This window comes from Streptomyces sp. CA-278952 (genome assembly GCF_028747205.1).
Lineage (GTDB): Bacteria > Actinomycetota > Actinomycetes > Streptomycetales > Streptomycetaceae > Streptomyces.
Genome location: NZ_CP112880.1, coordinates 606,899 through 632,862, shown reverse-complemented (window position 1 = coordinate 632,862; position 25,964 = coordinate 606,899). Strand labels below are relative to the sequence as shown.

General features: G+C 72.4%; 24 protein-coding genes. 17 read left to right on the top strand and 7 right to left on the bottom strand.

Features of this window, described 5'->3' with window-relative positions:
* Window position 1: 1 nt before the first annotated feature.
* Complete coding sequence (locus N7925_RS02730; protein WP_274342896.1) at window positions 2-463, bottom strand: ribonuclease domain-containing protein; 462 nt, start codon at window positions 461-463, stop codon at window positions 2-4.
* Window positions 464-620: 157 nt separating this feature from the next.
* Between N7925_RS02730 and N7925_RS02725 the strand changes: the two genes are divergently transcribed.
* Window positions 621-914 carry a barstar family protein gene (locus tag N7925_RS02725; RefSeq protein WP_265597880.1) on the top strand — a complete coding sequence of 98 codons (294 nt, stop codon included), beginning with the start codon at window positions 621-623 and terminating at the stop codon, window positions 912-914.
* An 80-nt stretch (window positions 915-994) separates the two neighbouring features.
* Here the strand turns inward: N7925_RS02725 and N7925_RS02720 are convergent, their stop codons facing one another.
* Window positions 995-1,693: a hypothetical protein gene (locus tag N7925_RS02720; protein ID WP_274342895.1), complete on the bottom strand. Its 699-nt coding sequence runs from the start codon at window positions 1,691-1,693 to the stop codon at window positions 995-997.
* A 295-nt stretch (window positions 1,694-1,988) separates the two neighbouring features.
* Between N7925_RS02720 and N7925_RS02715 the strand changes: the two genes are divergently transcribed.
* Genes N7925_RS02715 through N7925_RS02705 form a run of 3 tightly spaced genes read left to right on the top strand, consistent with a single transcriptional unit; the run spans window position 1,989 to window position 6,424 of the window.
* Window positions 1,989-3,476 carry a DUF4331 domain-containing protein gene (locus N7925_RS02715; protein ID WP_274342894.1) on the top strand — a complete coding sequence of 496 codons (1,488 nt, stop codon included), beginning with the start codon at window positions 1,989-1,991 and terminating at the stop codon, window positions 3,474-3,476.
* Window positions 3,473-4,735 carry a tetratricopeptide repeat protein gene (locus tag N7925_RS02710; RefSeq protein ID WP_274342893.1) on the top strand — a complete coding sequence of 421 codons (1,263 nt, stop codon included), beginning with the start codon at window positions 3,473-3,475 and terminating at the stop codon, window positions 4,733-4,735. The genes N7925_RS02715 and N7925_RS02710 overlap by 4 nt, the downstream gene beginning before the upstream one ends.
* Before the next feature lie 3 nt (window positions 4,736-4,738).
* Window positions 4,739-6,424: a nickel/cobalt transporter gene (locus N7925_RS02705; RefSeq protein WP_274342892.1), complete on the top strand. Its 1,686-nt coding sequence runs from the start codon at window positions 4,739-4,741 to the stop codon at window positions 6,422-6,424.
* A gap of 40 nt (window positions 6,425-6,464) precedes the next feature.
* On the opposite strand, the gene N7925_RS02700 is transcribed toward N7925_RS02705, so the two are convergent.
* The 3 genes from N7925_RS02700 to N7925_RS02690 form a co-directional block, all read right to left on the bottom strand.
* On the bottom strand, window positions 6,465-8,420 hold the full coding sequence (locus N7925_RS02700; RefSeq protein WP_274342891.1) for a SpoIIE family protein phosphatase: 1,956 nt from the start codon (window positions 8,418-8,420) through the stop codon (window positions 6,465-6,467).
* 612 nt (window positions 8,421-9,032) lie between these two features.
* Window positions 9,033-9,701 (bottom strand): class F sortase, encoded by a 669-nt coding sequence (locus N7925_RS02695; protein ID WP_274342890.1) that lies wholly within the window; start codon window positions 9,699-9,701, stop codon window positions 9,033-9,035.
* Window positions 9,702-9,753: 52 nt separating this feature from the next.
* Window positions 9,754-10,386 (bottom strand): hypothetical protein, encoded by a 633-nt coding sequence (locus N7925_RS02690; protein WP_274342889.1) that lies wholly within the window; start codon window positions 10,384-10,386, stop codon window positions 9,754-9,756.
* Between the two features lie 497 nt (window positions 10,387-10,883).
* On the opposite strand from N7925_RS02690, the gene N7925_RS02685 reads away from it, so the two are divergent.
* Complete coding sequence (locus N7925_RS02685) at window positions 10,884-11,459, top strand: DUF6479 family protein (RefSeq protein WP_274342888.1); 576 nt, start codon at window positions 10,884-10,886, stop codon at window positions 11,457-11,459.
* 284 nt (window positions 11,460-11,743) lie between these two features.
* Here the strand turns inward: N7925_RS02685 and N7925_RS02680 are convergent, their stop codons facing one another.
* Window positions 11,744-13,297 carry an FAD-dependent oxidoreductase gene (locus N7925_RS02680; RefSeq protein WP_274342887.1) on the bottom strand — a complete coding sequence of 518 codons (1,554 nt, stop codon included), beginning with the start codon at window positions 13,295-13,297 and terminating at the stop codon, window positions 11,744-11,746.
* Window positions 13,298-14,069: 772 nt separating this feature from the next.
* Here N7925_RS02680 and N7925_RS02675 point away from each other — a divergent pair.
* Together N7925_RS02675 and N7925_RS02670 are read left to right on the top strand one after the other, a co-directional pair.
* The gene (locus N7925_RS02675) at window positions 14,070-14,498 is read left to right on the top strand and encodes a hypothetical protein (RefSeq protein WP_274342886.1); all 429 of its coding nucleotides are present in this window, start codon (window positions 14,070-14,072) and stop codon (window positions 14,496-14,498) included.
* A 140-nt stretch (window positions 14,499-14,638) separates the two neighbouring features.
* A complete protein-coding gene (locus N7925_RS02670; RefSeq protein ID WP_274342885.1) occupies window positions 14,639-15,313 on the top strand; it encodes a DUF6766 family protein in 675 nt (224 codons plus the stop codon).
* A 45-nt stretch (window positions 15,314-15,358) separates the two neighbouring features.
* On the opposite strand, the gene N7925_RS02665 is transcribed toward N7925_RS02670, so the two are convergent.
* On the bottom strand, window positions 15,359-15,580 hold the full coding sequence (locus N7925_RS02665) for a DUF6480 family protein (protein ID WP_265597868.1): 222 nt from the start codon (window positions 15,578-15,580) through the stop codon (window positions 15,359-15,361).
* Between the two features lie 156 nt (window positions 15,581-15,736).
* Here N7925_RS02665 and N7925_RS02660 point away from each other — a divergent pair, with 156 nt between their 5' ends.
* The 10 genes from N7925_RS02660 to rfaE2 all read left to right on the top strand — a co-directional run bounded on the left by N7925_RS02660 (window position 15,737) and on the right by rfaE2 (window position 25,962).
* The gene (locus tag N7925_RS02660) at window positions 15,737-16,153 is read left to right on the top strand and encodes a CBS domain-containing protein (RefSeq protein WP_018955605.1); all 417 of its coding nucleotides are present in this window, start codon (window positions 15,737-15,739) and stop codon (window positions 16,151-16,153) included.
* A gap of 346 nt (window positions 16,154-16,499) precedes the next feature.
* Window positions 16,500-17,486: an NAD-dependent epimerase/dehydratase family protein gene (locus tag N7925_RS02655; protein ID WP_274342884.1), complete on the top strand. Its 987-nt coding sequence runs from the start codon at window positions 16,500-16,502 to the stop codon at window positions 17,484-17,486.
* A gap of 11 nt (window positions 17,487-17,497) precedes the next feature.
* Window positions 17,498-19,132: a carbamoyltransferase family protein gene (locus N7925_RS02650; RefSeq protein WP_265597866.1), complete on the top strand. Its 1,635-nt coding sequence runs from the start codon at window positions 17,498-17,500 to the stop codon at window positions 19,130-19,132.
* 29 nt (window positions 19,133-19,161) lie between these two features.
* Window positions 19,162-20,127 (top strand): glycosyltransferase family 2 protein, encoded by a 966-nt coding sequence (locus N7925_RS02645; RefSeq protein ID WP_331615446.1) that lies wholly within the window; start codon window positions 19,162-19,164, stop codon window positions 20,125-20,127.
* Entirely contained in the window at window positions 20,124-20,678 is a 555-nt protein-coding gene (locus N7925_RS02640; protein WP_265597864.1) for a D-glycero-alpha-D-manno-heptose-1,7-bisphosphate 7-phosphatase, read from the top strand. Before N7925_RS02645 ends, N7925_RS02640 begins: the two co-directional genes overlap by 4 nt.
* Window positions 20,675-21,682 carry a glycosyltransferase family 9 protein gene (locus N7925_RS02635; RefSeq protein ID WP_265603728.1) on the top strand — a complete coding sequence of 336 codons (1,008 nt, stop codon included), beginning with the start codon at window positions 20,675-20,677 and terminating at the stop codon, window positions 21,680-21,682. Before N7925_RS02640 ends, N7925_RS02635 begins: the two co-directional genes overlap by 4 nt.
* Complete coding sequence (locus N7925_RS02630) at window positions 21,679-22,641, top strand: glycosyltransferase (protein WP_265597863.1); 963 nt, start codon at window positions 21,679-21,681, stop codon at window positions 22,639-22,641. Before N7925_RS02635 ends, N7925_RS02630 begins: the two co-directional genes overlap by 4 nt.
* A complete protein-coding gene (locus tag N7925_RS02625; protein WP_274342882.1) occupies window positions 22,638-23,876 on the top strand; it encodes a glycosyltransferase in 1,239 nt (412 codons plus the stop codon). The genes N7925_RS02630 and N7925_RS02625 overlap by 4 nt, the downstream gene beginning before the upstream one ends.
* Complete coding sequence (locus tag N7925_RS02620) at window positions 23,873-24,502, top strand: D-sedoheptulose-7-phosphate isomerase (protein WP_274342881.1); 630 nt, start codon at window positions 23,873-23,875, stop codon at window positions 24,500-24,502. The genes N7925_RS02625 and N7925_RS02620 overlap by 4 nt, the downstream gene beginning before the upstream one ends.
* Window positions 24,499-25,962, top strand: a complete 1,464-nt coding sequence (gene rfaE2 / locus N7925_RS02615; RefSeq protein WP_265597860.1) for a D-glycero-beta-D-manno-heptose 1-phosphate adenylyltransferase — start codon at window positions 24,499-24,501, stop codon at window positions 25,960-25,962. The genes N7925_RS02620 and rfaE2 overlap by 4 nt, the downstream gene beginning before the upstream one ends.
* Window positions 25,963-25,964 lie beyond the last annotated feature (2 nt).

Genomic DNA, 25,964 nt, shown 5'->3' with positions numbered 1-25,964 from the left:
GTCACTCGCAACCGGACGCGATCTCCTGGAAGTTGTCGTAGTGGTCGCCGGTGTACCAGACGGTGTGCGTGTCCTGGTCACGGACGACACGTTCGGCGTCGCGGTGCTCCCCCCGGTTGCGGGGGTTGACGTCGTACTCGCGGTAGCGGCCCTCCAGGGGCAGGTCCCCGGAGCGGTTGCGGTAGACGTTGCTGCCGCGGATGACCAGGCGGGTGTCCGCGACGGGGTAGTCGGCGGGCCGGGAGGACTGCGGCCACGTCAGCTCCTTCCAGATCCCGCAGGCTTCCTGGACCTGCCCGGGGAACTCCTCGACCGGCAGGGCCGGTTCGATGATGTCGGCCGACCGCATCGAGGGGTGTGCCGGGGCCTGGAGGGGAGCGGCGGAAGAGGCGGCCGGGGCCGCGAAGACGGTCAGGAGCAGGGCGGCGGCCGCCACCTGGCGAAGGTTGCGCAGAGTAGTCACGCTTCTGCAACCGGATGCGAGCGCCGGGGACACGGTTCGATCCGGCTGAACTTCTTCCGATGCTGGTCATCGCCGTACGGGGAACCCGAACGGTGCTACCACCGGGCGGGCGCCCTAGTACGGTCAGCGGCGAGGGCGGTCCGGATAGGATGCCGATATGACGGAAAGTGAGCTGGTGGTCGACCTGCGTGGCCGCCGGATCGAGACGCTCGATGATTTCTGGGATGCGGTGACCGGGCCCTGCGGGCTGCCCGACTGGTTCGGCCGGAACCTGGATGCCTGGGAGGACACCATCCACGGGCGCGGCATCTCCGACGTGATCGACCGTCACAGCACCCTGTCCGTCCACGTCGACCGGACAGGGATCTTCGCTGCGAACGACCCGGACGCCCGAGCCCTGGGCGAGGTCTTCGACGGCGAACAGAACAAGCTGGTCGTCCACGCCGTCTGAGCGGCTCCTCGACCGGCGTCGGCCGGTTCAGTGACCCACGACGCCGGTCGAGGCTGCGCGGTGTCGCTGCGGGTTACGGGTTACGGGAAGGTCGGGAACGACGGCGGCGTCGCCGCGCCCGGGACGTAGTCGAAGTTGGGCGTGAGCGTGCCGAAGAGGCTGCCGGCGCGCGGAGCCGTCGCTCCGGTGGCTGCCGCCAAGAGGTCGGCAGCCTCCTGAGTGACGTAGAACGGCGCCTTCTTGATGCGGAAGCCGGTGGGGCTCGGGCGGGCGCCTGCCATGACCTCGACGTAGGTGGACTCGGCGATCACCACTTCCTCGCGGAGCTTCTCGCCGTCGATCGACACGCCCGCGGAGTAGGCGGGTGTCGGCATGACGCGGATGAACGTGGACTGCAGGGTGATGCTCTTGCCGGACGCCTGGTGCCTGATCCTGAGTCCACCGGGGTAGAAGATGCGTCCCTTGGCGTCGAGCCCGTCACCGGCCGTGGAACCGATGGGCATGCTGAAACCCCGGCCGTCGGCGTCCATCACGAACGGGCTGATGGCCTCCAGGGCGATGCCCTCGCGCTCCATCCAGGCGAGGGTCTCGTCACCGATCGTCACCTGGGCGGAGCCCCACGGGGAGATGTAGGCGCCCGGCAGCGGCGCGGCGGCTGCCGACTTGACGGCACCGGCCGGCTGCTGGGCGGCGGCCCCGGACGACGTCAGGCCGAGCGGGACGGAGAGCGCGGCCACGGCGGCCACGGCGATGAGACGGCGGATCGCGTGCATACCCATGGAGGGGTCCAGTCTGTGAGGAGGGTGGGGGAAGGCGTCAGATGCACTTCCCGGAGGGCCCACGAACGCGGGAACAAAACAGAGTTCGGCGTCGGGACGAAAGCCGGTCGAAGATCGACTTCGCCATGAGTATGCCTACCCATGCATGGTTTTTCGACCATGCGGGCCGGTCGTTGGTCCATCCGGTGGGAAAGTTCCACACGGCGAGTGATGCGCGACGCGGAGCAGTCACTCCAAGATCATTCGCACCGTTGGCTGTCACGACTCCCCTCCCACGACAGCCCTGGAGACACGCGTGCCCGGAACGCCCAGAACGTCCGCGAACAGCTCACCGGCCCGTCCACGATTCGGGCTCCTCGCCGCCACCACGGCCGCGCTCACCGCAGCCGCCCTGTCCGGGCAGTTCATGGGCGTCGGCCAAGCGGGCGGCCACATCGACGCCCCCTCCGCCGTGCTGGACTCCCCGGCGGACCTGACCGACGTGTACGCCTTCACCAGCCCGGACGACACGGACATGGTCACGCTCATCGCCAACGTCCGCCCTTTCCAGGTCCCCGGCACCGCGGCCAACGCGCTGGTGGACTTCCCGTTCGCGACCGGCGCCCGGTACGAGATCCACACGGACGCCGACGGCGACGGAGCATCCGACACCACCTACCGCTGGACCTTCCGGGACGAGGACCGCAGGCCCTTCGGGGTAGGACCGAAGGTCGGGCCGCTGCCGGTCAACTCGCTCGACGACCGGTCGCTCGGGGTACGCCAGAAGTACACCCTGGAGAAGATCGACGCGGACGGCGCCGGCCGGACGCTCCTGAAGGACGCGATCGCCTCACCCACCCACACCGGTCGGACGCTGATGCCCGACTACGGCAAGCTGCGGAGGCAGGCAACCCGCCAACTCCCCGGCGGCGGACGGACCGTGGCCACCCAGGCGGCGGAGGCGTTCAAGGCGGACACCCAGGTCTTCGGCCTGTACACGGTCGGCACCAGCGGACCCGTGCCCGGATGGCTGCCCGATGCCCAGCCGCTCTCGGCGCTGAACGTGAACAGCCTGATCCTGCAGGTCCCCAAGAAGGAGATCGCCCTGAAGGGCGACCCGGAACGCAACCCGGTCGTCGGCGTGTGGGCGTCCGTCTCCCGGCAGGGCGCGGACCTGGAGCGCAGCCTTGCGAAGCAGGCCCCCACCTTCCGGCAGGTGTCCCGGCAGGGCACCCCGCACATCGCGTTCGCCCTGTTCGGCTCCACCGTCGGCCTGGCCCGGCCCGGCGGGCCCGAAGACCGCTTCCAGGCGCGTCTGCCGAAGGACGACCACCTGGAAAGCGACTTCCTGGCCGCCACCCTCGACCCCGTACCGCCGCACCGGATCGAGAAGGCCCAGGGCCGTACGGCGCCGGCCACCCCGCGCCGTGACATCCAGGCCCTGTTCATGAAGGGCATCGGCAAGGACAACGGATCCACGTTCGGCTTGGACCTCAACACCCACACGATGAACGCCGACGCCGACCCCGAACGCATCGTGCTCGCCGAGCAGTTGCGCCTCAACCTCAGCACTCCCGTCACCGCCGGCCCGAAGAGCCAAGGTGTCCTCGACGGCGACCTCCAGGGCTTCCCGAACGGGCGGAGGCTCAACGACAACATCGACGGGCCGCTGATCCGCATGCTGGAGGGTGAGCCCGCCGGGCCGTCCGCCGCGGGCCTGCTCCCGCGGCCGGTCCTCAGTCTGCAACCCGCCGACGCCCAGGCCACGTTCCCGTACCTCAATCTGCCCCACGCGGGCCCGTGAGGCGTCTGATCACCGCCGCGGGTGCGGCGGCGGCCGTGGCCGGGTGCGTGGCGGGACTCCTCCTCCTCGGTCCCGACACCTCCCGGCCGTCGGCCACCACCGCGCCCGCGGGCGCCTCCAGTGAGGGCGCCGGCTCCGCCGACACCACCCGCAAGAGGACAGAGACCCACCCCGACGACCCGACGGCCTGGGCCGACCTGGCGCACGCCGAGATCGAACGGGCCCGCACCACCCTCGACGCGGGCCTGCTCGATCGGGCCGACACGGCGCTGCGCCGCTCCCTCGCCCTCGACGGCACGGACAACTACCGGGCCGTGACAGGCCGGGGACTGCTCGCCAACGCCCGGCACGACTTCGGCGAGGGGCGCCTGCACGGGCTGCGCGCCACCCGGATGGCTCCCGACCGGCCGGACGGATACGCCGTACTGGCGGACGCCGAGATCCAGCTCGGGAACTATCCGCAGGCGCGGCACGCCGTACAGCGGATGCTCGACCTCGCCCCGGCCACGGCCGCCTACAGCAGAGCCGCCTACGACCTGGAGACCGGCGGGCGACCCGAGGACGCCGCCATCGCACTCCAGCGAGCCGTGGACAGCGCGGTCACCCAGGACGAACGGGCCTTCGCCGAGGCCCGGCTGGGCGACCTGGCCTGGTCCAGGGGCGAGATCGACCGGGCGGCACGACACTACGGGCGTGCCCTGGGCGCCGTGCCGGCCCACCCCTACGGGCAGGCCGGACTCGCCCGGGTGGCCGCCGCACGCGGCCACCCGGACAAGGCGCTCGAGCTGTACACGCGGCTCGTCGAGCGGATGCCGCTGCCCCAGTTCCTGCTGGAGAGCCTGGACCTTCGGCGTGCGAGCGGACATCCCCACCGGGGAAGCGAGCGGGCAGTCCTGGCGGCGCAGCTGCGGATGGCCCGTGCGGACGACGGACCCGTCGACCCGCATCTCATCCTCTACGCGGCCGACCACGGCGACCCCGAGGTCGCGGTGGAGCTTGCGCGCAGGGAGTGGAAGCACGTCCGAAGCGTCATCGTCGCCGATGCGCTGGCCTGGTCCCTGCATCGCGCGGGCCGTGACACCGAAGCCCTCACCTATGCGCGCCGGGCGGCCGCCACCGGCTGGAAGAACGCTCTGTTCCGCTACCACCGGGGCACGATCGAGCAGTCCCTCGCCCTCCCCGAGGGGGCCCGCCGCCTGAGCGAGGCCCATGCCCTGAACCCGTATCTCTCCCTGTACCGACCCGACGCAGAGGGATAGTCGATGAAGTTTCCCTGCCGTGCGGCGGTCGTCGCGGCGCCCCTGCTCGTGCTGTCCGGCCTCACCGCCGCACCAACGGCCCTAGCCCACCCGCTGGGCAATTTCAGCGTCAACCACTACGACGGACTGCGCCTGTCGCACGACCGGATCGACGACACCGCGGTCGTCGACAGCGCGGAGATTCCCACCGCGCAGGACGAAGAAGCGACGGACACCGACCACGACGGCACGATCACACCGGCCGAAGCGGCGGACAGGGCAGCCGATCGATGCGCCCGACTCGCCGACCGCACCCGCGTCGCCGTGGACGGCAGGCACATCGCCTGGCACGTGACCCGCTCCACCCTGACCTACGGGAAGGGGACCGCCGGCGTCCCCGTAGCCCGGCTGACCTGCGCCCTGCGGGCCGAGGCCGATCTCTCCCGGCCCGCCGACATCACCTTCACCTCGGGGGCGGATGCGAAACGAGCCGGCTGGAAGGAGATCACCGCCGTCCCGGGCGACCGCGTAGGGCTGGCCGCATCGTCCGTTCCCGCGGACAGCCCGAGCGATGTCCTGCGCCACTACCCGGGGGAGGGGAGCGAACGGCCACTCGCCGTGGCCGGCGCGAAGCTGCGTACGGAGCCGGGCGGGGGCGCGGCCGCTGCTCCCGGCGCACCGGGAGCGGGAGCGGGCGCGCCGGGAGCGTCCCCGGCGGTTCAGGCGCTGGACCGGGGCACCGTGCTCTTCCCCGCGCTGGAGCGCCGGCTCACGGGCCTGACCTCGGGCCGGGACCTGACGTGGTCGGTGGGCCTTCTCGCCGTCCTGCTGACCCTGCTGCTGGGCGCGGGCCACGCCGCCCTGCCCGGCCACGCCAAACTGGCGGTCGCCGCCTGCCTGGCCAGACGGGAGGGCGGTGTACGCGCCGCGCTCACGGTCGGAACGACCGTCACGGCCACCCACACCGCCGGGGTCCTGGCGATGGGCCTGATCCTCACCGCGGGCGCCGGCCTGGCCGGGGAACGTCTGCTGGCCTGGCTGGGCGCGATCAGCGGTGCGTTGATCGCGGCACTGGGAACGGTCCTGGTGGTGTCGGCGGTACGGGCCATGCGCTCGGGCCGCCCACCGGCACACTGGCACCACGGACACGGACACAGCCACGGACGCAGCCACAGCCACGGGCACACGCACAGCGAGACACGGGAGCACGCCCTCGCGCACGGTCACGGGCCCGACCGCTCCCACGCACATCCGCACGACCACGCACCCCCGCACGGGCCCGGCCTTCCGCACGGGCCCGGCCTTCCGCACGGGCCCGACCTTCCGCACAGCCACGGCGACCACACACACGAGGCGGAGCTCCGCTCGCCGAAGACCCCGCGCCGCACCGGTCTTCCCGCCCTCGTCGGCGTAGGACTCGCTGCCGGTCTCGTCCCCAGCCCCTCCGCCCTCGTCGTCCTGCTCGGCGCCATCGCTCTGAGCCAGACCCTCTTCGGCGTCCTCCTCGTCCTCGGCTACGGACTCGGCATGGCCGTCACGCTCACCGCCGCAGGCCTCCTGCTCTCCGGAGGAGGGAGCAGACTCGCCGCACTGAGCGAACGACACCTGCCCTCCCTGCGCCGCTGGACTCGGTACGGGACCGTCCTCACCGCGCTCGCCGTCCTCACTGTGGGCATCAGCCTCACACTGCGGAGCCTTCTCACCCTCTGAACAGGAGCTCTCGGCCGCCGGCCCGGCCCGAGAGTCACGTTCACGGGGGCGTCAGTCGCTGCTCCGTCCAGATGGTCTTGCCCCGGTCCGTGTAACGGCTGCCCCAGCGTGTCGTCAGCTGGGCGACGAGGAAGAGGCCGCGGCCACCCTCGTCAGAGGTGAGAGCCCGGCGCAACCGGGGCTGTGTACTGCTCGGGTCCGAGACCTCGCAGACCAGCACACGGTCGCGGATCAGGCGCAATCCGATGGGCTCGCCGGCGTAGCGGATGGCGTTGGTGACGAGTTCGCTGACGATCAGCTCCGTGCTGAACAGCAACTCGTGCAGGTCCCACGCCTCCAGTTGGGCGTTCACATGGGCGCGGGCCTGATGGACGGCAGCGGGGTCGGCGGGGTACTCCCACAGCGCTGTGGATTCCTCCGGCACGGCTTGGGTGCGCGCGACCAGGACCGTGATGTCGTCGGTCGGGTGCTCCGCGTGGGGAGTGAGGTCCAGTACGGCCCGGCCCACGGCTTCCAGAGCGCGGCCGGCGACGCACTGCCCGGCCAGAACCGCCTTCAGATGTTCCGAGCCCTGTACGACGTCCCGTCCCAGCAGCCCGTCGCTGTAACACACGAGGGTGCTTCCGGGCGGCAGCGTCACCGTCGTGACCTCGAAGGGGTTGTCGCCGACGCCGAGGAGCGGGCCCGGTGCGACGGGTACGAAGCCGACGTCGCCGTCGGGTGTCACCAGGGCCGGCGGCGGGTGACCGGCAGAGGCCATCCGGCAGGTCCGGTCGACCGGGTCGTACACGGCGAACAGACAGGAACCGCCCACTGTGTCGGGCTCGTCCGCCTCCAGTTGCATTCGCCGAACCAGATCGTCGAGGCGGGTGAGCAGTTCGTCGGGCGGCAGATCCAGGTCGGCGAGCGTCTGGACCGCCGTGTGCAGGCGGGCCATGGTGGCGGCGGCTTCGAGACCGTGCCCCACGACGTCGCCCACGACGAGCCCGACCCGCAGCGAGGAGAGATTGAAGGCGTCGTACCAGTCCCCTCCCACGCTCAAGGCTCCGCCGGCCGGCACGTAGACGCCCGCCGTCTCGCCGGCCACGCTGCGGGTCGCCGACGGCGGCAGGAGGCTGCGCTGGAGGACGACCGCCGTCTGGTGCTCACGAGTGAAGCGGAAGGCATTGTCGATGGCGGTCGCGGTCCTGGCGCACAGGTCGTGCATCAGCTTGATGTCCGTACCGTCGAACGGAGTCGAGGCGCCGGTGCGATACACCTGTGCGTAGCCGAAGAACCGCCCGCCCCGGTAGAGCGGACAGCCGAGGGAGTCGCGCATGCCCTCCGGTATGAACTTCGCCAGCAGTACGGGGTCGTCGCCGAGGATCCGCCGGGCGAGCGCGGCGTCCGCGACGAGCACGCCGCCGACGGACTTGGCCGCCGTCTCCGGAGACTCCTTGACGCGGGGAACCTCCTCGCCGACCTGTACCAGCGGGCCCGGCCACGCGCCGTGCGCGGACTTCACCGCCACGCGGCGTGGCGCGGCGGCCTCCTGACCGTGGTATCCGTACGCCGGATCGCGGCCCTGCAGCACGTCGTCGGGGTAGTCGACCGCGGCGTGGTCGCCCAAGGCCGGCACGAGCACCGCGGTGAGGTCCTGCGCCACCTGGACGACATCGAGGGACTGACCGATGTCGAAGGCAGTGCGGTAGGCGTCGCCGAGGCGGGCCGGGCCGGCCTCCGGAACCCTCGTCGCCTCGACCATGACGCCGGCCGGCACGCCCAGGGCGCCGTCGACCCGGAAACAGGACAGCGACAGCGCTGACGCGGCGGCGCCGGGGCCGAGTCCGTAGACACGGGCCGCGACAGAGGACCCCGTGGCCGCCACGTGTTCGAAGGCGGCCCGGGCCGCACCGCCGCCGTCGCGCGCGACGAGCCGGCACAGCCAGCCGTCCTCCGCGCCCCGGGGCCGCAACGCGTCCATGGCCGCGTTCGTCCGTACGAGCTGCATGTTCATGTCGAACTGCGCGACACCGATGGAGTCCTGCGCGAGGAGGGCCCTGGCGATGTCCCGGTCCTGGTGGCCGTCGTCCGGCCCCGGCCCTTCGGATGGCGGCAGGGCGAGGAGCAGCCGTTCGTCCGAGCCCCTCGCCCGGCGATGTGGATGTCCGCTTCGACCACGTGCCCGGCACGGTGCCGCAGGCCCGTCCGGTGCACGACGGCCTGCGCGGCGCGGCAGAAATCGTCCTCGGCGTCGGCCAGAAGCCACCTTGCGGGCCGGCGGGCCATCTCCTGACCGGTCCAGCCGAGCAGCTCGTGCGCGGCCCGTGACCACCACGCGATATCGCCCTCGGCATCGAGCAGGGCTGCCGCGAGGCTGTCGAGGGGGGAAGCGCGCCTTGGGCGCGCGGCGTGCCCCGCCTCGTCTCTCGATCCCACAGGGCTCCCTTGTAGGGCAGGAGGCTTCCGGTCTTCCTCACAGCATGCGCCCGCTCGCGCGGCCAGGCACTCGGAGGAGCCAGGTGGGGCACGGTCGGATGGGCGCCGACGACCGCGCAGCTGCCCCCGCCTCGGTCGTGAGGGCGGCCGGCACCTTGTCCCCGAGGTACCGGCCGATCCCGAGCGGCGCTCAGACCGCCTTCTTCAACGACGTGAGATGCGCGAAGACCACCACGTTCGCCGAGTAACCCGCCTTCTCGTCAAAACGCCCGCCGCAGGTCAGCAGCCGTAGTTCGGGCCGCCCGGTCTCCCCGTACACCTTGTCGTCGGGGAACTTGTCCTTCGTGTACGTCTTCACCGCATCCACCGTGAACACCGCGGTCTTGCGGTCCGCACGCACCACGTTGACCTTGTCGCCCCGGCGCAGTGCGTTGAGGTTGAGGAAGATGGCGGGGCCGGTTCTGGTGTCCCGGTGGCCCACGAGCAGGGCCGTGCCGTTCTCACCGGGCGACGGCCCCTTCTCGTACCAGCCCGTCAGCTTGGGCTTGCTCAACGGCGGGGCTTCCAGCACGCCCTTCGCGTCGAGGCCGAGTCCGGTGACCGCCGCCTCGATGAAGATGGCGGGAATGGCGACCTTCAGCGGGCGGGAGGGCACCAGGGGAGCGTGCGAGGCGGGCACGTGCTTCTCCGGTTTGTGCGGTGCCCGCCGGAACGGCTCCCTCCCGCCGCCCGCGGCGTCGCTGCCGCGGGCGGCGGCGTCGCTGCCGCGGGCGGCGGCGACCGTCCGGGTGTCCTCGGAGGAGCCCGAGGACACCCAGACGATGCCGGCCACCAGAGAGAACGTCACGCTCAGCGTCATGGTGAGACGGCACGCGCGTGTCGGTCCTCGTCGTCGCCGTCGGCAGCGGGCGTTACGCCTCGCCACGGGCACGGCGACGTGCGGACCGGCGCATCATGACCAGGCCCGCGGCTCCGGCGGCCCCGGCAGCCAGCGCGGCGACCGCTCCGGCGTTCGAGTCGCTCTCGGAGCTGATGGGCTCCATGTCCGGGACACCGCCGCCGCCCGCGGGGACACCGCCGATCGGCCTCTGCGGCTTGTGGGGCTTGCCGCCGCCGTGACCGCGGTCGGGGCACTCGACCTTGAAGCTCTTCTGCTTCGGGCCCGCCGGGACAACCCACACCAGCTGGTACGTGCCCTCCGGGAGCAGGTACGTCTCGCTGCGCGCACTACCGTTGATGAGCGGAAGCGTGTCCAGCAGGGTGGTGCCCGGCGGCACGGTCGGGGGCTGCTCGGTGATCGTCCAGGGGACCGAGGGGAACGACTCGAAGTTGCTCGCAGCCAGCACGAACTTGCAGACCTCGACCCCGTCGCGGTCACTGCGCGAGTGCCAGCTGACCGAGCGGATGTCGATGTTGCCGCTGTCGCCGGGGAGGGCGTAGGCGGCGGGTGCTCCGGCCAGGGTGGCGCCGGCGACCGCGACTGCGACTGCGACCTTGGCGCCCGCGCGGGCGCTGCGGGAGCTGACGGAACTGGAGATGCGCATGAAGGCTCCTTCAAGCCGAGATGATTGTCGTACTGATCACCTGATCGCCTAAGACATGCCATGAATCGTGATGAAAGTCAGATAAGACACGAAAAATGTGACGGAAGTTCCCTGTTCGGCAGGCAGCATACGAGTGGCGTTTCCGCGGGCAGGAGCGCGCCGTGACTGGTGCCGTGTGTACAAGGGGAGGCTCCGTGATGCGCACCGCGGTGATCAGGCCAGCCGCCGGCCGGCATCAGTACCTGACGCTGCGACACCTCCGCCGCTCCGCCGGTCCGGCCGACAGGGCTGGATGCACCACGTCCCGGACGGACCCCACGGGGCGCGGGCGGCGGTTGCGTTCCTGTGGTGCCCGCAGCGTGGCGCGCGTCTCGGCGTGAGCAGTCATCCGGGTTCGGCGCACGCATTGCAGCCCTGTAGGTGCTGTTGCGGCTGCTTGCGGAAGGTGCCCGGGCATCAGGGTCCTGCCCGGCGCATCAGCAAGCCGCTCTGCCCGTGTGCGCGCCACTCAGGGGCTCGTGCAGCACCAGGCTCCCGCAGCCACTTCGGCAGGCTGTGACTCCGAGCCGGAGTTGGCCAGTTGGCAGCACGGCCGGCCGGTGCGGGCGTCGAGCCGGCCCTGTCGGGTCACTGCGCATGATTTCCACCGGGCAGAACGGGAACCCGCCCTGGAGCGCGACACACACGACAACGACACCGAAAGGAAACAGGTACTCGCCATGACGACGCTGCTCGAGCGGACCTCCACTGAAGGGCGACATCTCGCCGCCGAGGAGTGGGCCGGCGGAACCGTTCCGTTCATCGTGGGCCTTTTCGTGGTGGCCCTGTTGATCGGTACCGTTGTCTGGCGGACCCGCAAGGGAAGGAGTCGGCCGCCGCGCCCGGAGGAACAGCGGCACCGCTCCACGGCAGCCTTCAACGCGCCGGACGAGCCCCGCGCCGCCGACGACTTCGGAGGAGAGGGCGAGCGGCTCTCACCTCATCAGATGAAGGGGTACGGCAACTTGGGCGGGCCCGCCCGCTCGGAAGACGACCGGAGCGGCGGGCACGGCAGCGGAGGGCACGGAGCTTGACCCCGTCGGCCCGGGCAAGGCTGCACCTCCTGCCTTGCCCCCTGCGTCCGGACTTGTGACAGCCCTCGGGGCGGGGGTTGCTCTATCGGCGGGGCGTGTTCCTCACCGGCGACTGCCGCAGCACACGGTTCCGCCCCACGCTGCGGCCATGCGACGCGCCAGGGACAAGCGGGCATGCCCGTCGAGCGGTTTGGTGCCCACGCGAGTGAAGGCGCCTCAGCTCGGGCCAGGCTCTCCTCGACCGGGCGGTACGGCTCGGTGGGAGCCGGCGCCTCCGGCTGGGCTCACTCCACCTCGCCGGGGATCTCCAGCCTTTCCAAGGGGCGTGTCGCCGGCCCTTGGAGCACGGTGCCGTCGGTGTCGAACCGGGATCCATGGCACGGACACTCCCAGGTGGCTTCCGCGTCGTTGAAGGACACCAGGCAGCCGAGGTGGGTGCAGCGGGCGGAGACGGCCCGCAGCGCGCCGTCCTGATGCCGGTAGACGGCGCAGCGCCGCCCCTTCACCCGCACGACAGCGCCCGTGCCCGGCACGATGTCGCCCACCGAGTCGACGTGGGTCACCCGCATCCGGTCGCCGGCAAAGTGCTTGGCCACATCGGCTTGTTGCTTCAACAGCGCCGCACCCTCGCGCAGTACACCCGCGATACGTCGCGGATCGTACAGCTCCGCCCAGGCCGGCCGGGCTTCGGACTCGGTGATCAGAGAGGTCAACAGCCGGCCCGCAAGGACGCCGCCCGTCATGCCCCAGCCACCGAAGCCGGTCGCCACGTAGGTATGACGAGCTCCGATGTGCAGGGGGCCGATGAGTGGCACCGTATCGCTGGGGTCGTTGTCCTGTGCCGCCCACCGATATGTGGTGGCGTCCACCGGAAAGCGTTCGTGCATCCAGGAGTCGAGACGGCGGAAACCCTCCCGCGGATCACCCGTTCCCGGCGTGAAGCTCTCCCCGGTGACGATCAGCAGACGGTGGCTCTCGTCGAGCGGCGCCGAACGCACCGACCGCTTTCCCTCGTCCTCGGTGATGTACATCCCCTTCGGGGCCCGGTCGGTGGCCACCGGCGCGGCGACCACCAACTCCCGCCGGGGCGACAGCCGCGCGAAGAGCATCGCCCGGTCGAAGACCGGGTAGTGGGTGGCGACGACCACGTCCTGGGCCGCCACCACCCGCTGGTCCTCAGTGGTCAGACGACACGGCTGCCCTTCCGAGAGTCCGGTGACCCGGGTCCGTTCGAAGACGAGGCCCCCGAGGCCCAGCAGGTCCTCGGCCAAAGCCAGGAGGTAGGCGCGCGGGTGGAACTGCGCCTGCCCGTCCAGGCGGACCGCGCCGCCGACCGGGAAGGGCAGCTCCGTCTCGGTGACGTACGAGACCTTGAGACCCGCTTCGGCAGCGGCACGGGCCTCAGCCTCGATCGCCGCGCGGGAGGCGGGCCCTGCCGCGTAGGAGTAGGCGCTCACCCGCTCCAGATCGCAGGCGATGCCCACCTCGTCGACGATCGCCGCCAGCCGCTCCACCGCGTCCAGCTGCGAGCGGGCGTACAGCCGGGCGGCCTCGGCGCCATGGGCCCGCTGCAGCCGGTCGTACACGAGCGAGTGCAGCGCCGACACCTTGGCCGTGGTGTAGCCGGTGACGCCGGAGGCGATGCGGTCCGCCTCCAGCACCGCGACCCGCCGGCCTGTCCGGGCCAGCTCCCATGCCGTGCTCAGGCCGGCGATGCCGCCGCCCACCACGGCGACGTCCACGGCGATGTCCTCGGTCAGGCGCGGATAGGGCGACGCAACCGTCGTATCCATCCAGTAGGACTCGTCCTGCCCGGCGAAGGGGCGGGGGTCGGTCATGACGTCATCTCCCCAGATCGGTCGCGGCTCGGCGAGGCGTCTGCGTGGCAGCTCACCACGAGTGCGCGCGCGACGTGGTGTGCGTCCAGAGGCCCTGCTGTCGCCGGGTACCACCGTGGACCGCTGCCAAACTTCGCGTTCGTCCTGGGTGGGAGCCGGCCCGGCAATGCGCCGAGAAGGTGATCGGCCGACGAAGGCGCACCAGGAGAGGTGCGGGAGTGAGACGTCCTCCCTCGATCAGGGCAGAGACATGTTTGAGAGGAAGCCACTCGGGGACTCGGGTGGCGCACCGATCCAAGCGGAGGGAGCGATCGCGATGTCGAACCCGCAGCAGCCGGAACAGCGGCGCAGCGACAAGGGTGGGGCAACCCCGCAGGACAGCGCCGAAAGGAAGGCGCGAGAGCCTGGAACGCCCCGAGGCGGGGGTGCGCACGCGCACGGAACGGACAAGGGACGCAAGGGCGGAGGCCCCGGTGGCGGAGTCCCGCCCGAGGAGCGCCCGGATCACCCGTGAGCGGCGCCCGCACGCACCGCGTGACGGGGCCGCTCGAGCGGCGCCGTCACGCGCCTTCCCCGAGTTGTCGGTGGCCTCCTGGTGACGCGCCGCCCGCAGTGCCTGCCGACGGCCCCAGGCTCCGAGCCGGGGGCCGTCGGCAGCGCCGCTGCCAGGAGTCGGCCCGGGATTCGGCGCCGAGGCGTGTCGGAAGGGGTGGCGGGCGGCCTCACACGTCCATGATGTCCCCGGAGGGCCCGGTCGGTGGACGGAGACACGATGGCGTATCGCCGCTCCCCAGGAGCGTTTCCGGCTCCGCTCCTGGCTCCTCTGCTCGCGGCGATGCTCCTGCTGACCGGGTGCGGCGGGGCGGGCGGTCGCACGGCCGAGGTGCGGGACGCGGCTGTGGCCTTCCGGGAAGGGCTGCGCACCGAAGATGCGGCGACGACGTGCGCGTTGCTGGCCCCCGCGACCCGCGACACGCTCGAATCCTCTGAAGGGAAGCCGTGTGTCACGGTCATCGCGGGCGAGGAGCTGCCGGTGGCCGGCCCGGTCCGCAGGGTCGATGTGTACGGGAACCAGGGCCGTACCGTTTTCGACGGTGACACGCTGTTCCTGTCACGCTTCCCCGACGGGTGGAAGGTCGTGGCCGCCGGCTGCACGCCGGATCCGGGGCGGCCGTACACCTGTGTCGTCGAAGGTGGGTGACCGTGACGAAAGCGCTGTTCGTGCTCTGTCTCACCGGCGTCGTCTGCGGGCTCGCCTATTTCACCGCGCTGGGGCTGATGTACAGGTGAGGGGAGTGCCGCCTCGTCGACGAGGACGTGCGAGGGGGAAGGCCGCGTCCGGTGCGTAGATTCCTGCGGGACAACTCGCTCACTCTGGCTTTCGCCGCGGCCTTCCTGCTGACCCTCGCCGGACAGGCCCTCGTGGGCCACGCCGAGTTCAATAACGGGCTGCTCGTCGACTCCCTGGCGCCGGTGTCCCTGACCGCTTACCTGATGTCGTCGGACTTCGCCGTCGATGTGACCGAGAACTGGCAGTCGGAATACCTGCAGTTCTTCCTCTACATCTTCGGCACCGTCTGGCTGCTCCAGCGCGGCTCCCCCGAGTCGAAGGAGATGGACAGGGCGGGACCCGAGGACGACGAGACGCAGCGGGTCGGAGCCCACGCCCGTGACGACTCCCCCCGCTGGGCGGCGGCAGGGGGGATCCGCCAGAAACTGTTCTCGCGCTCGTTGGGCCTGGTCATGGCGGCGCTGTTCCTCCTGTCGTGGCTGGCCCAGTCCGTCGCGGGCACGGCGGCCCACAACGAACAGCGGCTCCGCGACCTTCAGCCGCCCGTCGACTGGAGCGGGTACGTTCTGTCGGCCGACTTCTGGAGCCGGACGTTACAGAACTGGCAGTCCGAACTTCTCGCGGTGGCCTCCATGGTCATCCTGTCGGTCTACCTGCGCCAGCGTGGTTCCCCGGAGTCCAAGCCGGTCGGCGCGCCGCACCACGCCACCGGCGTCGAGGGCTGAGAAGCCGTTGTCGGCGGGGGCTTCCCGTGGAAGCGGGCGCCGCGGTCACAGGAGCAGGGCGTAGACAAGGAAGAAGGCGGCCACCATCACGGTGACCGTGATGATGGCGATCAGCGGGCCCTTGGCCCACCCCTTGGGCGGTGCGTGACGCGGTCCTGCTTCGGAGGTGCTGCTCTCACCAGGGGGAGTGTCGCCGGGGGCGATTCCGCCGCCGGGCTCCAGGCCTGGCGTATCGCGCGGATCCGGGTCCGGGTTTCCTGTGCTCATGCACTCCGAGTACCCCTTCGCGCCGAAGCACACGTGGAATCAGCGGCCTTTCCCGGCAACCGTGCGGACGGAGGAACCGGGTGTTAGGAACGTCTCCGGTGGGGAACCCGCCGCGCCACGGACGATCCGCACGATCCCAGGAAGGGAACGAGACCCATGACTACCGCACGCGAGATCATGACCAGCGGCACGGAGTGCGTCGGTGAGAAGGAGAACATCCTGGACGCCGCGAAGAAGATGAAGGACCTCGGCGTCGGCGCTCTCCCGATCTGCGGTACCGACAACAAGCTGAAGGGCGTCCTGACCGACCGCGACATCGTGATCAAGGTGCTCGGCGCGGGCAAGGACCCGGCGGACTGCACGGCCGGCGAGCTGGCCCAGGGGGAGGCGGTGACCATCGGCGCCGACGACCCCGCCGAGGAGATCCTGCGCACGATGACCTCCCACAAGGTCCGCAGGCTGCCGGTCATCGACGGCCACACCCTGGTCGGCATGGTCGCCACCGCGGACGTCGCCCGCGCCCTGCCCGACCCCCAGGTCGGAGACCTCATCGAGGCGCTCTCCACCGACTGAAGCCACTGCCCCGAACCCCTGCGGGCCCGCCCGTTCCCCACCCGCGCAGACCGGGGAGCAGGCGGGCCCCTGCGCGCCCTGCCGCCGGAGCACACGTCCACCGCGGCGGGGCCGTTCGGGGGATACCGCAGAAACCGGCGGACTTCCGTGTGTGAAACGTACTCGCCAGGGAACTCAGCCCGCCGAGCCCGTCGGGACCACGGCGGGCGTCCTGGTACCGCCCGCCGTGGCGCCGCATCGTCCGGCGGTGCATCCCGGCCCGGCCCTTGCCGTCCCTTAACCGTCAACGGTCCGGCGCTGCCCAGGAGTCGTGTGTGACACCCCTGCACGGACGAAAGGCGGACCCATGTCCTTGATGACGACACCAGCCCCCTGGCGTCGCGCCGTCGTCACCGGAGGCGCCGGATTCCTCGGCTCCCATCTGTGCGAGCGGCTGCTGGATTCGGGAGTCGAAGTCGACTGCGTGGACAACCTGCTGTCCGGGTGCATGGACAACATCGCCCATCTGGAAGGCCGTCAGGGGTTCCGGTTCGTACACTGCGACGTCTCGTCCGGCCGGACGGCGGACGAACTGACCGGCCCCTACGACCTCGTCCTGCACTTCGCGTGCCCGGCCTCGCCCGCCGACTACCTGCGCCACCCGCTGGAAACCATGGACGTGGGCAGCCTCGGCACCCGCAACGCCTTGACGATCGCGCACCGCGACGGCGCCCGCTTCCTGCTCGCCTCCACGTCCGAGGTCTACGGTGACCCTCTCGTCCATCCGCAGCGCGAGGACTACTGGGGCAACGTCAACCCGGTGGGACCGCGCAGCGTGTACGACGAGTCCAAGAGGTTCGCCGAAGCGCTGGTCACCGCCCACGCCGGGACGAAGGGCATGAACGCCGGCATCGTGCGGATCTTCAACACCTACGGGCCGCGTATGCGCGCCCACGACGGCCGGGCCGTTCCGACCTTCGTCTGCCAGGCGCTCGCGGGCGACCCCGTGACCGTGGCGGGCGACGGCAGCCAGACCCGTTCGCTCTGCTACGTGGACGACACCGTCGACGGCGTGCTGCGCGTGGCGGCCAGCCAGGCCGTCCGACCCGTCAACATCGGCGGTGGCGACGAAGCCACGGTCCTGGACATCGCCCGCCGGGTGATCGCGCTGGCCGGGTCCACCTCCCCGCTCACCTTCATCGTGCGCCCCGAGGACGACCCCGAGCGGCGCCGGCCCGACACCACGCTGGCCCGCGAACTCCTGGGCTGGGAGCCGCGGGTGGGCTGGGAAGAGGGCATCAAGCGGACCATCGCCCACTTCTCCGCCCCCGCGTCCCCCGCCCCGCGAGACTGACGGAGGTTTCCATGCGCGTCCTCGGCGTCAACGCACTCTTCCACGACCCGGCCGCCGCCCTGGTCGTCGACGGCGCCATCGTCGCCGCCGCGGAAGAGGAGCGCTTCAGCCGTCGCAAGCACGGCAAGCGCCCCGTCCCGTTCTCCGCATGGGAGCTGCCCGAGCTGAGTGCCCGGTGGTGCCTCGAACAGGCAGGCCTGCGCCCCTGCGATCTCGATGTGGTCGCCTACTCCTACGACCCCGGCCTCGCCGCTCCCGCCGACCGGCTGGGCCTCGACGACCCGTGGGACCACCTGCGCCAGGAGTACGCACGCCGTGCGCCGGAGTTCCTCGCCGAAGCCCTTCCGGGACTCGACGCCGGGAAGGTTCGCTTCGTCCCGCACCACGTCGCCCACGCCGCGTCCGCCGGACAGGCGTCGCCGCACCCCGACTGCGCGGTGCTCGTGCTCGACGGACGAGGGGAGTGCGGCTCCCACCTCTCCGGCCGCTATGTCAACCGTCAACTGACCGTCCTGGCCTCGCAGCGGCTCCCGGACTCCGTCGGCCTGTTCTACGAGGACCTCACCCAGCACCTCGGCTTCCTGCGGAGCAGCGACGAGTTCAAGGTCATGGCTCTCGCCTCCTACGGGAAGCCGCGGTTCGTCGACCGGCTGCGGGAGTTCGTCCACACCGACGGCGCGGGCGGCTTCACCGCCCGCACGGTGCCGTGGCAGTCCCTGGTGCCGGGGCGGGCCCCGGGCGCTCCCTGGACGCAGGAGCACGCCGACGTCGCCGCGAGCGCCCAGGCACGGCTGGAGGAGGTCCTCCTGGAGCTGGCGTGGTGGCTGCACGGCCGCACCGGCGAGGACGTGCTCGCCCTCGCCGGCGGAGTCGCACTGAACTGCGTGGCCAACACCCGCCTGTACCGCGAGAGCCCCTTCCGGGAGATCTGGGTGCAGCCCGCGGCGGGCGACGCCGGTACCGCGCTGGGGGCCGCTCTCCACGTGGCGAACGAGAAGGAGCCGGTCGAGGCGATGCCGACCGCCGCGCTCGGGCGCGGCTGGAGCGACGACGAACTGCGCGGCTGGCTGGAGCGGGCCGCCGTGCCGTACGAGCAACCCGACGACATCGCCGAGACGGTGGCGGAGGAGCTGAGCCGGGACGGAATCGTCGCGTGGTTCCAGGGGCGTTCCGAGTTCGGGCCCCGGGCGCTCGGACACCGCTCCCTGCTGGCCCACCCCGGGCGGGCCGCGAACCTGGAACGGCTGAACGCGGTCAAGGGGCGTGAGGAGTTCCGGCCGGTGGCGCCCATGGTGCTGGAGGAGCGGGCGGCCGAGCTCTTCGACGGGCCGGTGCCGAGCCCGTACATGCTCTTCGTCCACGAGGTCGCCGAGGAGTGGCGAGAGCGCATCCCCGCGGTCGTCCACGTCGACGGCACCGCCCGCGCCCAGACCGTGAGCGCCGAGGCAGAGCCCCTCGTGGCCCGCATGCTCGCCGCCTTCGAACGGCGCACCGGTCTGCCCGTCGTGGTGAACACCAGCCTCAACACGGCCGGCCGGCCCATGGTCGACGACCCCCGTGACGCGCTGGAGTGCTTCGGGTCCGCCCCGGTGGACCTGCTGGCGCTCGGACCGTTCGCGGTGCGGCGCGGAAGGGCGTTCGCGTGAACCGGCCCCATGAACACGCTGCATACGCGGTGGTCGTTCCCACCATCGGCCGGCCCTGCCTGGAGGACTGTCTACGGGCCCTGGCCGCGTGCGAGGGGCCGCCGCCGACGGAGGTCGTCGTGGTCGACGACCGGCCCGCGCCCGGCAGCGCCCTGCCGCTGGGGTCCGCCGGAGACCTCCGGGCGCGCTCCGTCGCCACCGGCGGTCGAGGCCCGGCCGCCGCACGGAACGCCGGCTGGCGAACGGTGAACGCCCCCTGGGTGGTCTTCCTCGATGACGACGTCCAGGTGTCGCCCGACTGGCGCGACCGGCTCGCCGAGGACCTCGCGGCGGCCGGTGACGGCACCGGGGGAGTGCAGGGCCGGCTGTCGGTGCCGTTGCCCGCGCACCGCAGGCCCACGGACTGGGAGCGGGGCACCGCCGGTCTGGAAGGGGCCGCCTGGGCCACCGCCGACATGGCCTACCGGCAGACCGCGCTCAAAGAGGCCGACGGCTTCGACGAGAGGTTCCCGCGCGCCTTCCGCGAGGACGCCGACCTCGCCCTGCGCGTCATGGAGGCGGGCTGGTCGCTGCGACGGGGCGAACGCGTCACTTTCCACCCGGTCCGTCCGAGCGACCGTTGGGCCTCGGTGCGCGCCCAACGCGGAAACGCCGACGACGCCCTCATGAACCGCCTCCACGGAACCGGCTGGTGGGACCGGGCCCAGGCGCCACGAGGCCGCCTGCCCGGCCACACCGCCATCACCGCGCTGGCGGGAGCCGCCGTCCTCAGCGCTGCCGCGCGCCGCCACCGGCCCGCCCTGCTCGCCACCGGACTCTGGGCCGCGGCCACCGCGGAGTTCGCCCGGGCACGCATCGCCCCCGGCCCCCGTACCCGGCAGGAGGTGGTCACGATGGTCGTCACGAGCGTGCTCATCCCTCCCCTGGCGTGCTGGCACCGCCTCAGCGGCCGGTTCAGGCACCGCGCCGCCCAGCCCGTGGGAGGCGCCCGATGAGCAGCCTGCGACCGGCCCCCCGCCCGGTCTCCGCCGTCCTCTTCGACCGGGACGGAACCCTGGTGGAGGACGTCCCGTACAACGGCGACCCGGAGAAGGTGCGGTTGTTGCCCGGCGCCCGCGAGGCGGTCGCACTGCTGCGCGCCAGAGGGGTCGCCACCGGGGTGGTCAGCAACCAGTCGGGCATCGGCAGAGGGCTGATCTCCGAGGACGACGTCGTCCGGGTCAACCGCCGGGCCGACGAACTCCTGGGCGCGCTCGGTACCTGGGTGTACTGCCCGCACGTCCCGGAGGACCGGTGCGGCTGTCGCAAACCGAGACCGGGACTCGTCGTCGAGGCCGCCCGCCGACTGGGTGTGCGGCCGACCGCGTGCGTGGTGATCGGCGACATCCGCGCCGACGTCCTCGCGGCCCGGGCGGCCGGAGCACGGGGTGTCCTCGTCCCCAACGCGGCGACGCTGCCTTCGGAGGTGGAGCGGGAACGCTGGACAGCCCCCGATGTGCTGGGCGCCGTCCGGCTGGTACTGGAGCGCGAGGGGGACGTGTGGTGAAAGCGATGGTCGTGCGGCTGGACAGCTTCGGCGACGTCCTGCTGGCGGGCCCGGCCGTCCGCGCGGTCGCCGCCCACGCCTCCCACGTGACACTGCTCTGCGGCCCCCGCGGCGAGGCCGCCGCCCGGCTGCTTCCGGGGGTCGACGACGTACTGGTCTGGGACGCGCCCTGGGAGGGAGTGGAACCTCCGCCGGTGGACCCCGCCGACATCGACGGGATGGTCCGGCGGCTACGCGCCGAGGCGTACGACAGCGCGCTCGTCCTCACCTCGTTCCACCAGAGTCCGCTGCCCACCGCCCTGCTGCTCAGGATGGCCGGGGTCCCACGCATCGGCGCCGACAGCACCGACCACCCCGGCCGTCTGCTCGACGTCCGGCACCACAGACTTCCCGACCGCCACGAGGCCGAGGCGGCGCTGGACACTGCCGTGGCCATGGGCTTCGCCCCGCCGCCCGGCGACGACGGGCGGCTCCGCGTGCTGCCCGCCCCCGACACCGTGCCGCTGACCGGCAACGGCCCCTACGTCGTGCTCCATCCCGGCGCCAGCGCACCGGCCCGCGCCTGGAGCCCCGAGCGCTGCGCCGCCGCCGTGCGGAGCCTCGCGGACGCGGGCCACCGCGTGGTCGTCACCGGCGGCCCGGACGAGACGGCCCTCACCCGGCACGTCAGCGGTGAGGCGGCCCTCGACCTCGGCGGCCGCACCGACCCCCGGACGCTGGCAGGCGTCCTGCGCAACGCCGACGCGCTGGTCAGCGGCAACACCGGACCGGCCCACCTGGCCGCCGCCGTCTCCACCCCCGTCGTCTCCCTCTTCGCCCCCGTGGTCCCGGCCGAACGGTGGGCCCCCTTCGGGGTGCCGACCGTCCTGCTGGGCGACCAGTCCGCGAAGTGCGCCGACAGCCGCGCCCGCCACTGCCCCGTCCCCGGCCATCCCTGTCTCGACGACGTCACCCCCGAGGACGTCGTACGAGCCGTCCGGGAACTCATCGAGGAGCACGCATGAACATCCTCATCTGGCACGTCCACGGCTCCTGGGCCACCTCGTTCGTCCAGGGACCGCACACCTACCTCGTGCCCGTCACCCCGGACCGTGGGCCCGACGGCCTCGGCCGGGCGGCCACGTGGCAGTGGCCACCCAACGTGGTCGAGGTGACCCCGCAGGAGCTGGGCGAGCAGGACATCGACCTGATGGTGCTCCAGCGACCGCACGAGATCTCCCTGGCCCACGCGTGGACCGGGCGACGGCCGGGCATCGACGTTCCGGCGGTCTACGTCGAGCACAACAGCCCGGACGGCGCGCCCGTCGGCACCCGACATCCGCTCGCCGACCGGAATGACATCCCCCTCGTCCACGTCACCCACTTCAACCGGCTGATGTGGGACAGCGGCCGGGCCCCCACCGCGGTGATCGAGCACGGCGTCATCGACCCGGGGCCGCTGTGGACCGGCGCGGAGACGAGGGCCGCGGTGGTGGTCAACGACCCGGTGCGCCGAGGCCGTACGACCGGGACCGATCTGCTGCCGCACTTCGCCGCCATCGCTCCGTTGGACGTCTTCGGGATGCGCACCGAAGGGCTCGCCGTCCACCTCGGGCTGCCACCCGACCGCGTCCGCGCGCGCGACCTGCCGCAGGGTGAACTGCACCCCGCCATGGCCCGCTGCCGTCTCTACCTCCACCCGGTGCGGTGGACGTCGCTCGGCCTGTCGCTGCTGGAGGCGATGTTCCTCGGAATGCCCGTGGTCGCCCTGGACACCACCGAGGTGCGCGAGGCCGTGCCCGACGACGCCGGGGTCGTGTCCAACCGCCCGGAGGTCCTCGACGAAGCGGTACGCGCCTTCCTCGCTGACGCGGCCCAGGCTGCCTACGCGGGGGAACGGGCCCGGGCGGCCGTACAGGCCCGGTACGGGGTGCAGCGCTTCCTGGACGACTGGGAACACCTGATGAAAGAGGTCACGCGATGAGCCCCGTCCGACCGGCCCCGCCGCGTGTCGCTCTCGTCTCGGAGCACGCCAGTCCGCTGGCCGACCTCGGCGGACCGGACGCCGGCGGGCAGAACGTGTACGTCGCCCAGCTCGCCGACCACCTCGCCCTGCGCGGCCACGACGTCACCGTCTACACCCGCCGGGACGCCCGCGACCTGCCCCTCGAAGTGACCACGGCGGGCGGCGTGAAGGTCGTCCACGTTCCCGCCGGACCGGCCATGCGTGTCCCCAAGGACGAACTCCTCCCGTGCATGCCGGAGTTCGGGTCCTTCCTCGCGAACCGCTGGAGGGCCGCCCCGCCGGATGTGGTGCACGCCCACTTCTGGATGTCCGGCACGGCGGCACTGGCCGGAGCCCGGGGGCTGGGGATCCCCGTGGTGCAGACGTACCACGCGCTCGGCACGGTGAAGAAGCGGCATCAGGGAAGCGAGGACACGAGCCCACCGCGGCGTCTGGCGATCGAGGCGGCGATCGGCAGAGCGTGCCGCCGCGTGCTGGCGACCTGTGCGGACGAGGTCGCCGAGCTCATCGCGATGGGGGTGGACCGCGACCGCGTCTCCGTCGTGCCCTGCGGTGTGGACCCGCGGCACTTCGCACCGGTCGCCGACATCGCCCGTGCGGCTGCCGGGCCCCGGCGGCTGCTGGCGGTCGGCCGACTCGTACGGCGCAAGGGATTCGATCGCGCGATCGCCGCGCTCGCCGCCGTACCCGACGCCGAACTCCTCATCGCCGGCGGGCCGGAGGCCGATCTGCTGTTCGCCGAGCCGGAGGCGGAGCGACTCAGGAAGGTCGCCGAGGAGCACAGCGTCGCCGACCGGGTCACCCTCCTCGGCGCGGTGGCCCACGACCGGATGCCCCGGCTGATGTCGGGCGCGGACCTGGTCCTGTCGCTGCCCGACTACGAGCCTTTCGGCATCGTGCCGATCGAGGCCATGGCCTGCCGGACGCCGGTGGTCGCCACCGCCGTCGGCGGTCACCTCGACACCGTCGTGGACGGCGTCACCGGCGCCCTGGTGCCGCCCGCCGACGACCCGTCACACCTCGCCCAGGTCATCGTCGCGTTGCTCGACGATCCGGAACGGCTGGCCCGCTACGGCAGGGCAGGCCGTGAACGCGTTCTCGCGCACTACAGCTGGGACCGTGTCGCCGACGGAGTCGCGCGCGTCTACAGCGCCGTCCGCGCCTCCGCCTCACTCTCGGGAGCCGTCCGATGAACCCCACCCGCAACGCTCAGCACTGCGACGACCTCATGGAAGCCCTCACCGCGTTCCGGAGCTCCTGCTCCGTCGTCCACCGCTGGGGCGGCGAGCTGGCCGGCCGCCTCGGCGGCGGGGCCAGACTGCTCGTCGCCGGCAACGGGGGCAGCGCCGCGCAGGCCCAGCACCTGACCGCCGAACTCGTGGGCCGCTACCGGGAGGACCGGCCGCCGTTCTCGGCGCTCGCCCTCCACGCCGACACCTCCTCCACGACCGCCATCGCCAACGACTACGGCGTCCAGGAGGTCTTCGCCCGGCAGACCTGTGCGCACGGCCGTCCCGGCGACGTACTGATGCTCCTGTCGACCAGCGGCGCCAGCGCCAACCTCCTCTCGGCCGCCGCCGAGGCCCGCCGCATCGGCATGACCGTCTGGGCCCTGACCGGCCCGGCACCCAACCCGCTCGAAGCGGCCTGCGACGAGGCGGTGTGTGTGGACGCCCCTGTCTCGGCCACCGTTCAGGAGCTGCACCTGGTAGCGGTCCACATGCTCTGCGAGGCGTTCGACCAGAGGTGCGAGGAGAACGCGGCGGCCTCCCGGCGGTCCTCGCCCCCCGCGGTGGCCGTCGAGGGAGGCGCGCTGTGACCGCACCGGCCCCGCTGCTCGTCGTCGGGGACGCCCTCCTCGACCACGACCTGTCCGGCACGGCCGACCGGCTCGCCCCCGACGCCCCCGTCCCGGTGGTCCACGGAGCCCGCCGCGGCACCCGACCGGGCGGCGCGGCGCTGGCGGCCTGCTTCGCGGCTGCCGACGGCCGGGACGTCACCCTGGTGACGGCGTTGGGCGACGGCGAGGCCGCCCGTACGCTGCGGCGCCTGCTGCACGACCGCGTCCGCCTCGTCGAGATCCCCCTGACCGGCGAACTGGCCTGCAAGACCCGGATCCTGGCCCAGGGCGTGCCGGTGCTCAGGCTCGACGACGGCGACGGACGCGCGGCCGGGGCGACGGACGAGGCGAGGGAGGCGGTCGGCGCCGCCTCGGCCATCCTGGTCGCCGACTACGGCCGGGGCACCGCCGACGTCCTGCGGGAGGCGCTCGCCCGGGCCGCCCGCAAGGTGCCCGTGGTCTGGGACCCCCACCCCAGGGGCGGGCCGCCGGTGAAAGGGACCAGGCTCGTCACGCCCTCCGCGGCCGAGGCCCGCGCGTTCGCCGCTCGCACGGAGGAGGTGACGGCCGGGGGCGGTGCCCGCTGCGACGGCGGGCCGGACCGTCCACGGCCCGAGCTGCACCACGCGGCGGAGGACGCACGACGGCTGATCCGAAGCTGGGGCGTCAACTCGGTCGCGGTGACCCTGGGACCGGACGGGGCGCTGCTCTCCCACGGGGACGCTCCGTTGCTGGTGCCCGCACCCCACTGCGCGCCGGGCGACGCCTGCGGAGCCGGTGACCGCTTCGCCGCGACCGCTGCCGGGCTGCTGGCCGACGGCGCGCTGCCGGAGAAGGCGGTGCACGGGGCGGTGCACGCCGCCACGCGGTACGTCACCGACGGCGGCGCCGCCGGCCTGCGGCACGACCAGGATCCGGACCCACCGACCTCGGAGACCGTTCCCCACCCGGAACCGGCGCTGCTCGCCGACCGGGTCCGCACGCGGGGCGGAACCGTCGTGGCGGCGGGAGGCTGCTTCGACCTGCTGCACGCGGGCCACGTCGCTCTGCTCCAAGAGGCACGGCGCATCGGCGACTGCCTCATCGTGTGCGTCAACTCCGACGCGTCCGTCCGCCGGCGCAAGGGCGCGACCAGGCCGCTCGTGCCGGTCGCCGACCGCGTCCGGGTCCTCCGGGCCCTGAGCTGTGTCGACGCGGTCGCGGTCTTCGACGAGGACACCCCCGAGCGGCTACTGAAGGAGCTGCGCCCCCACATCTGGGCCAAGGGCGGGGACTACGCACTCGCTCAGCTTCCCGAGGCGCCGCTGGTGGGCAGCTGGGGCGGGGAGGTCGTCCTGCTGCCCTACCTCGACGGCCGTTCCACCACCGAACTCGCGGCCAAGGCGGCACTCGACCCGGCGGAGCGGCCCGCCGGCCGCGCCCGTGCGGCCGAAAGGTGACA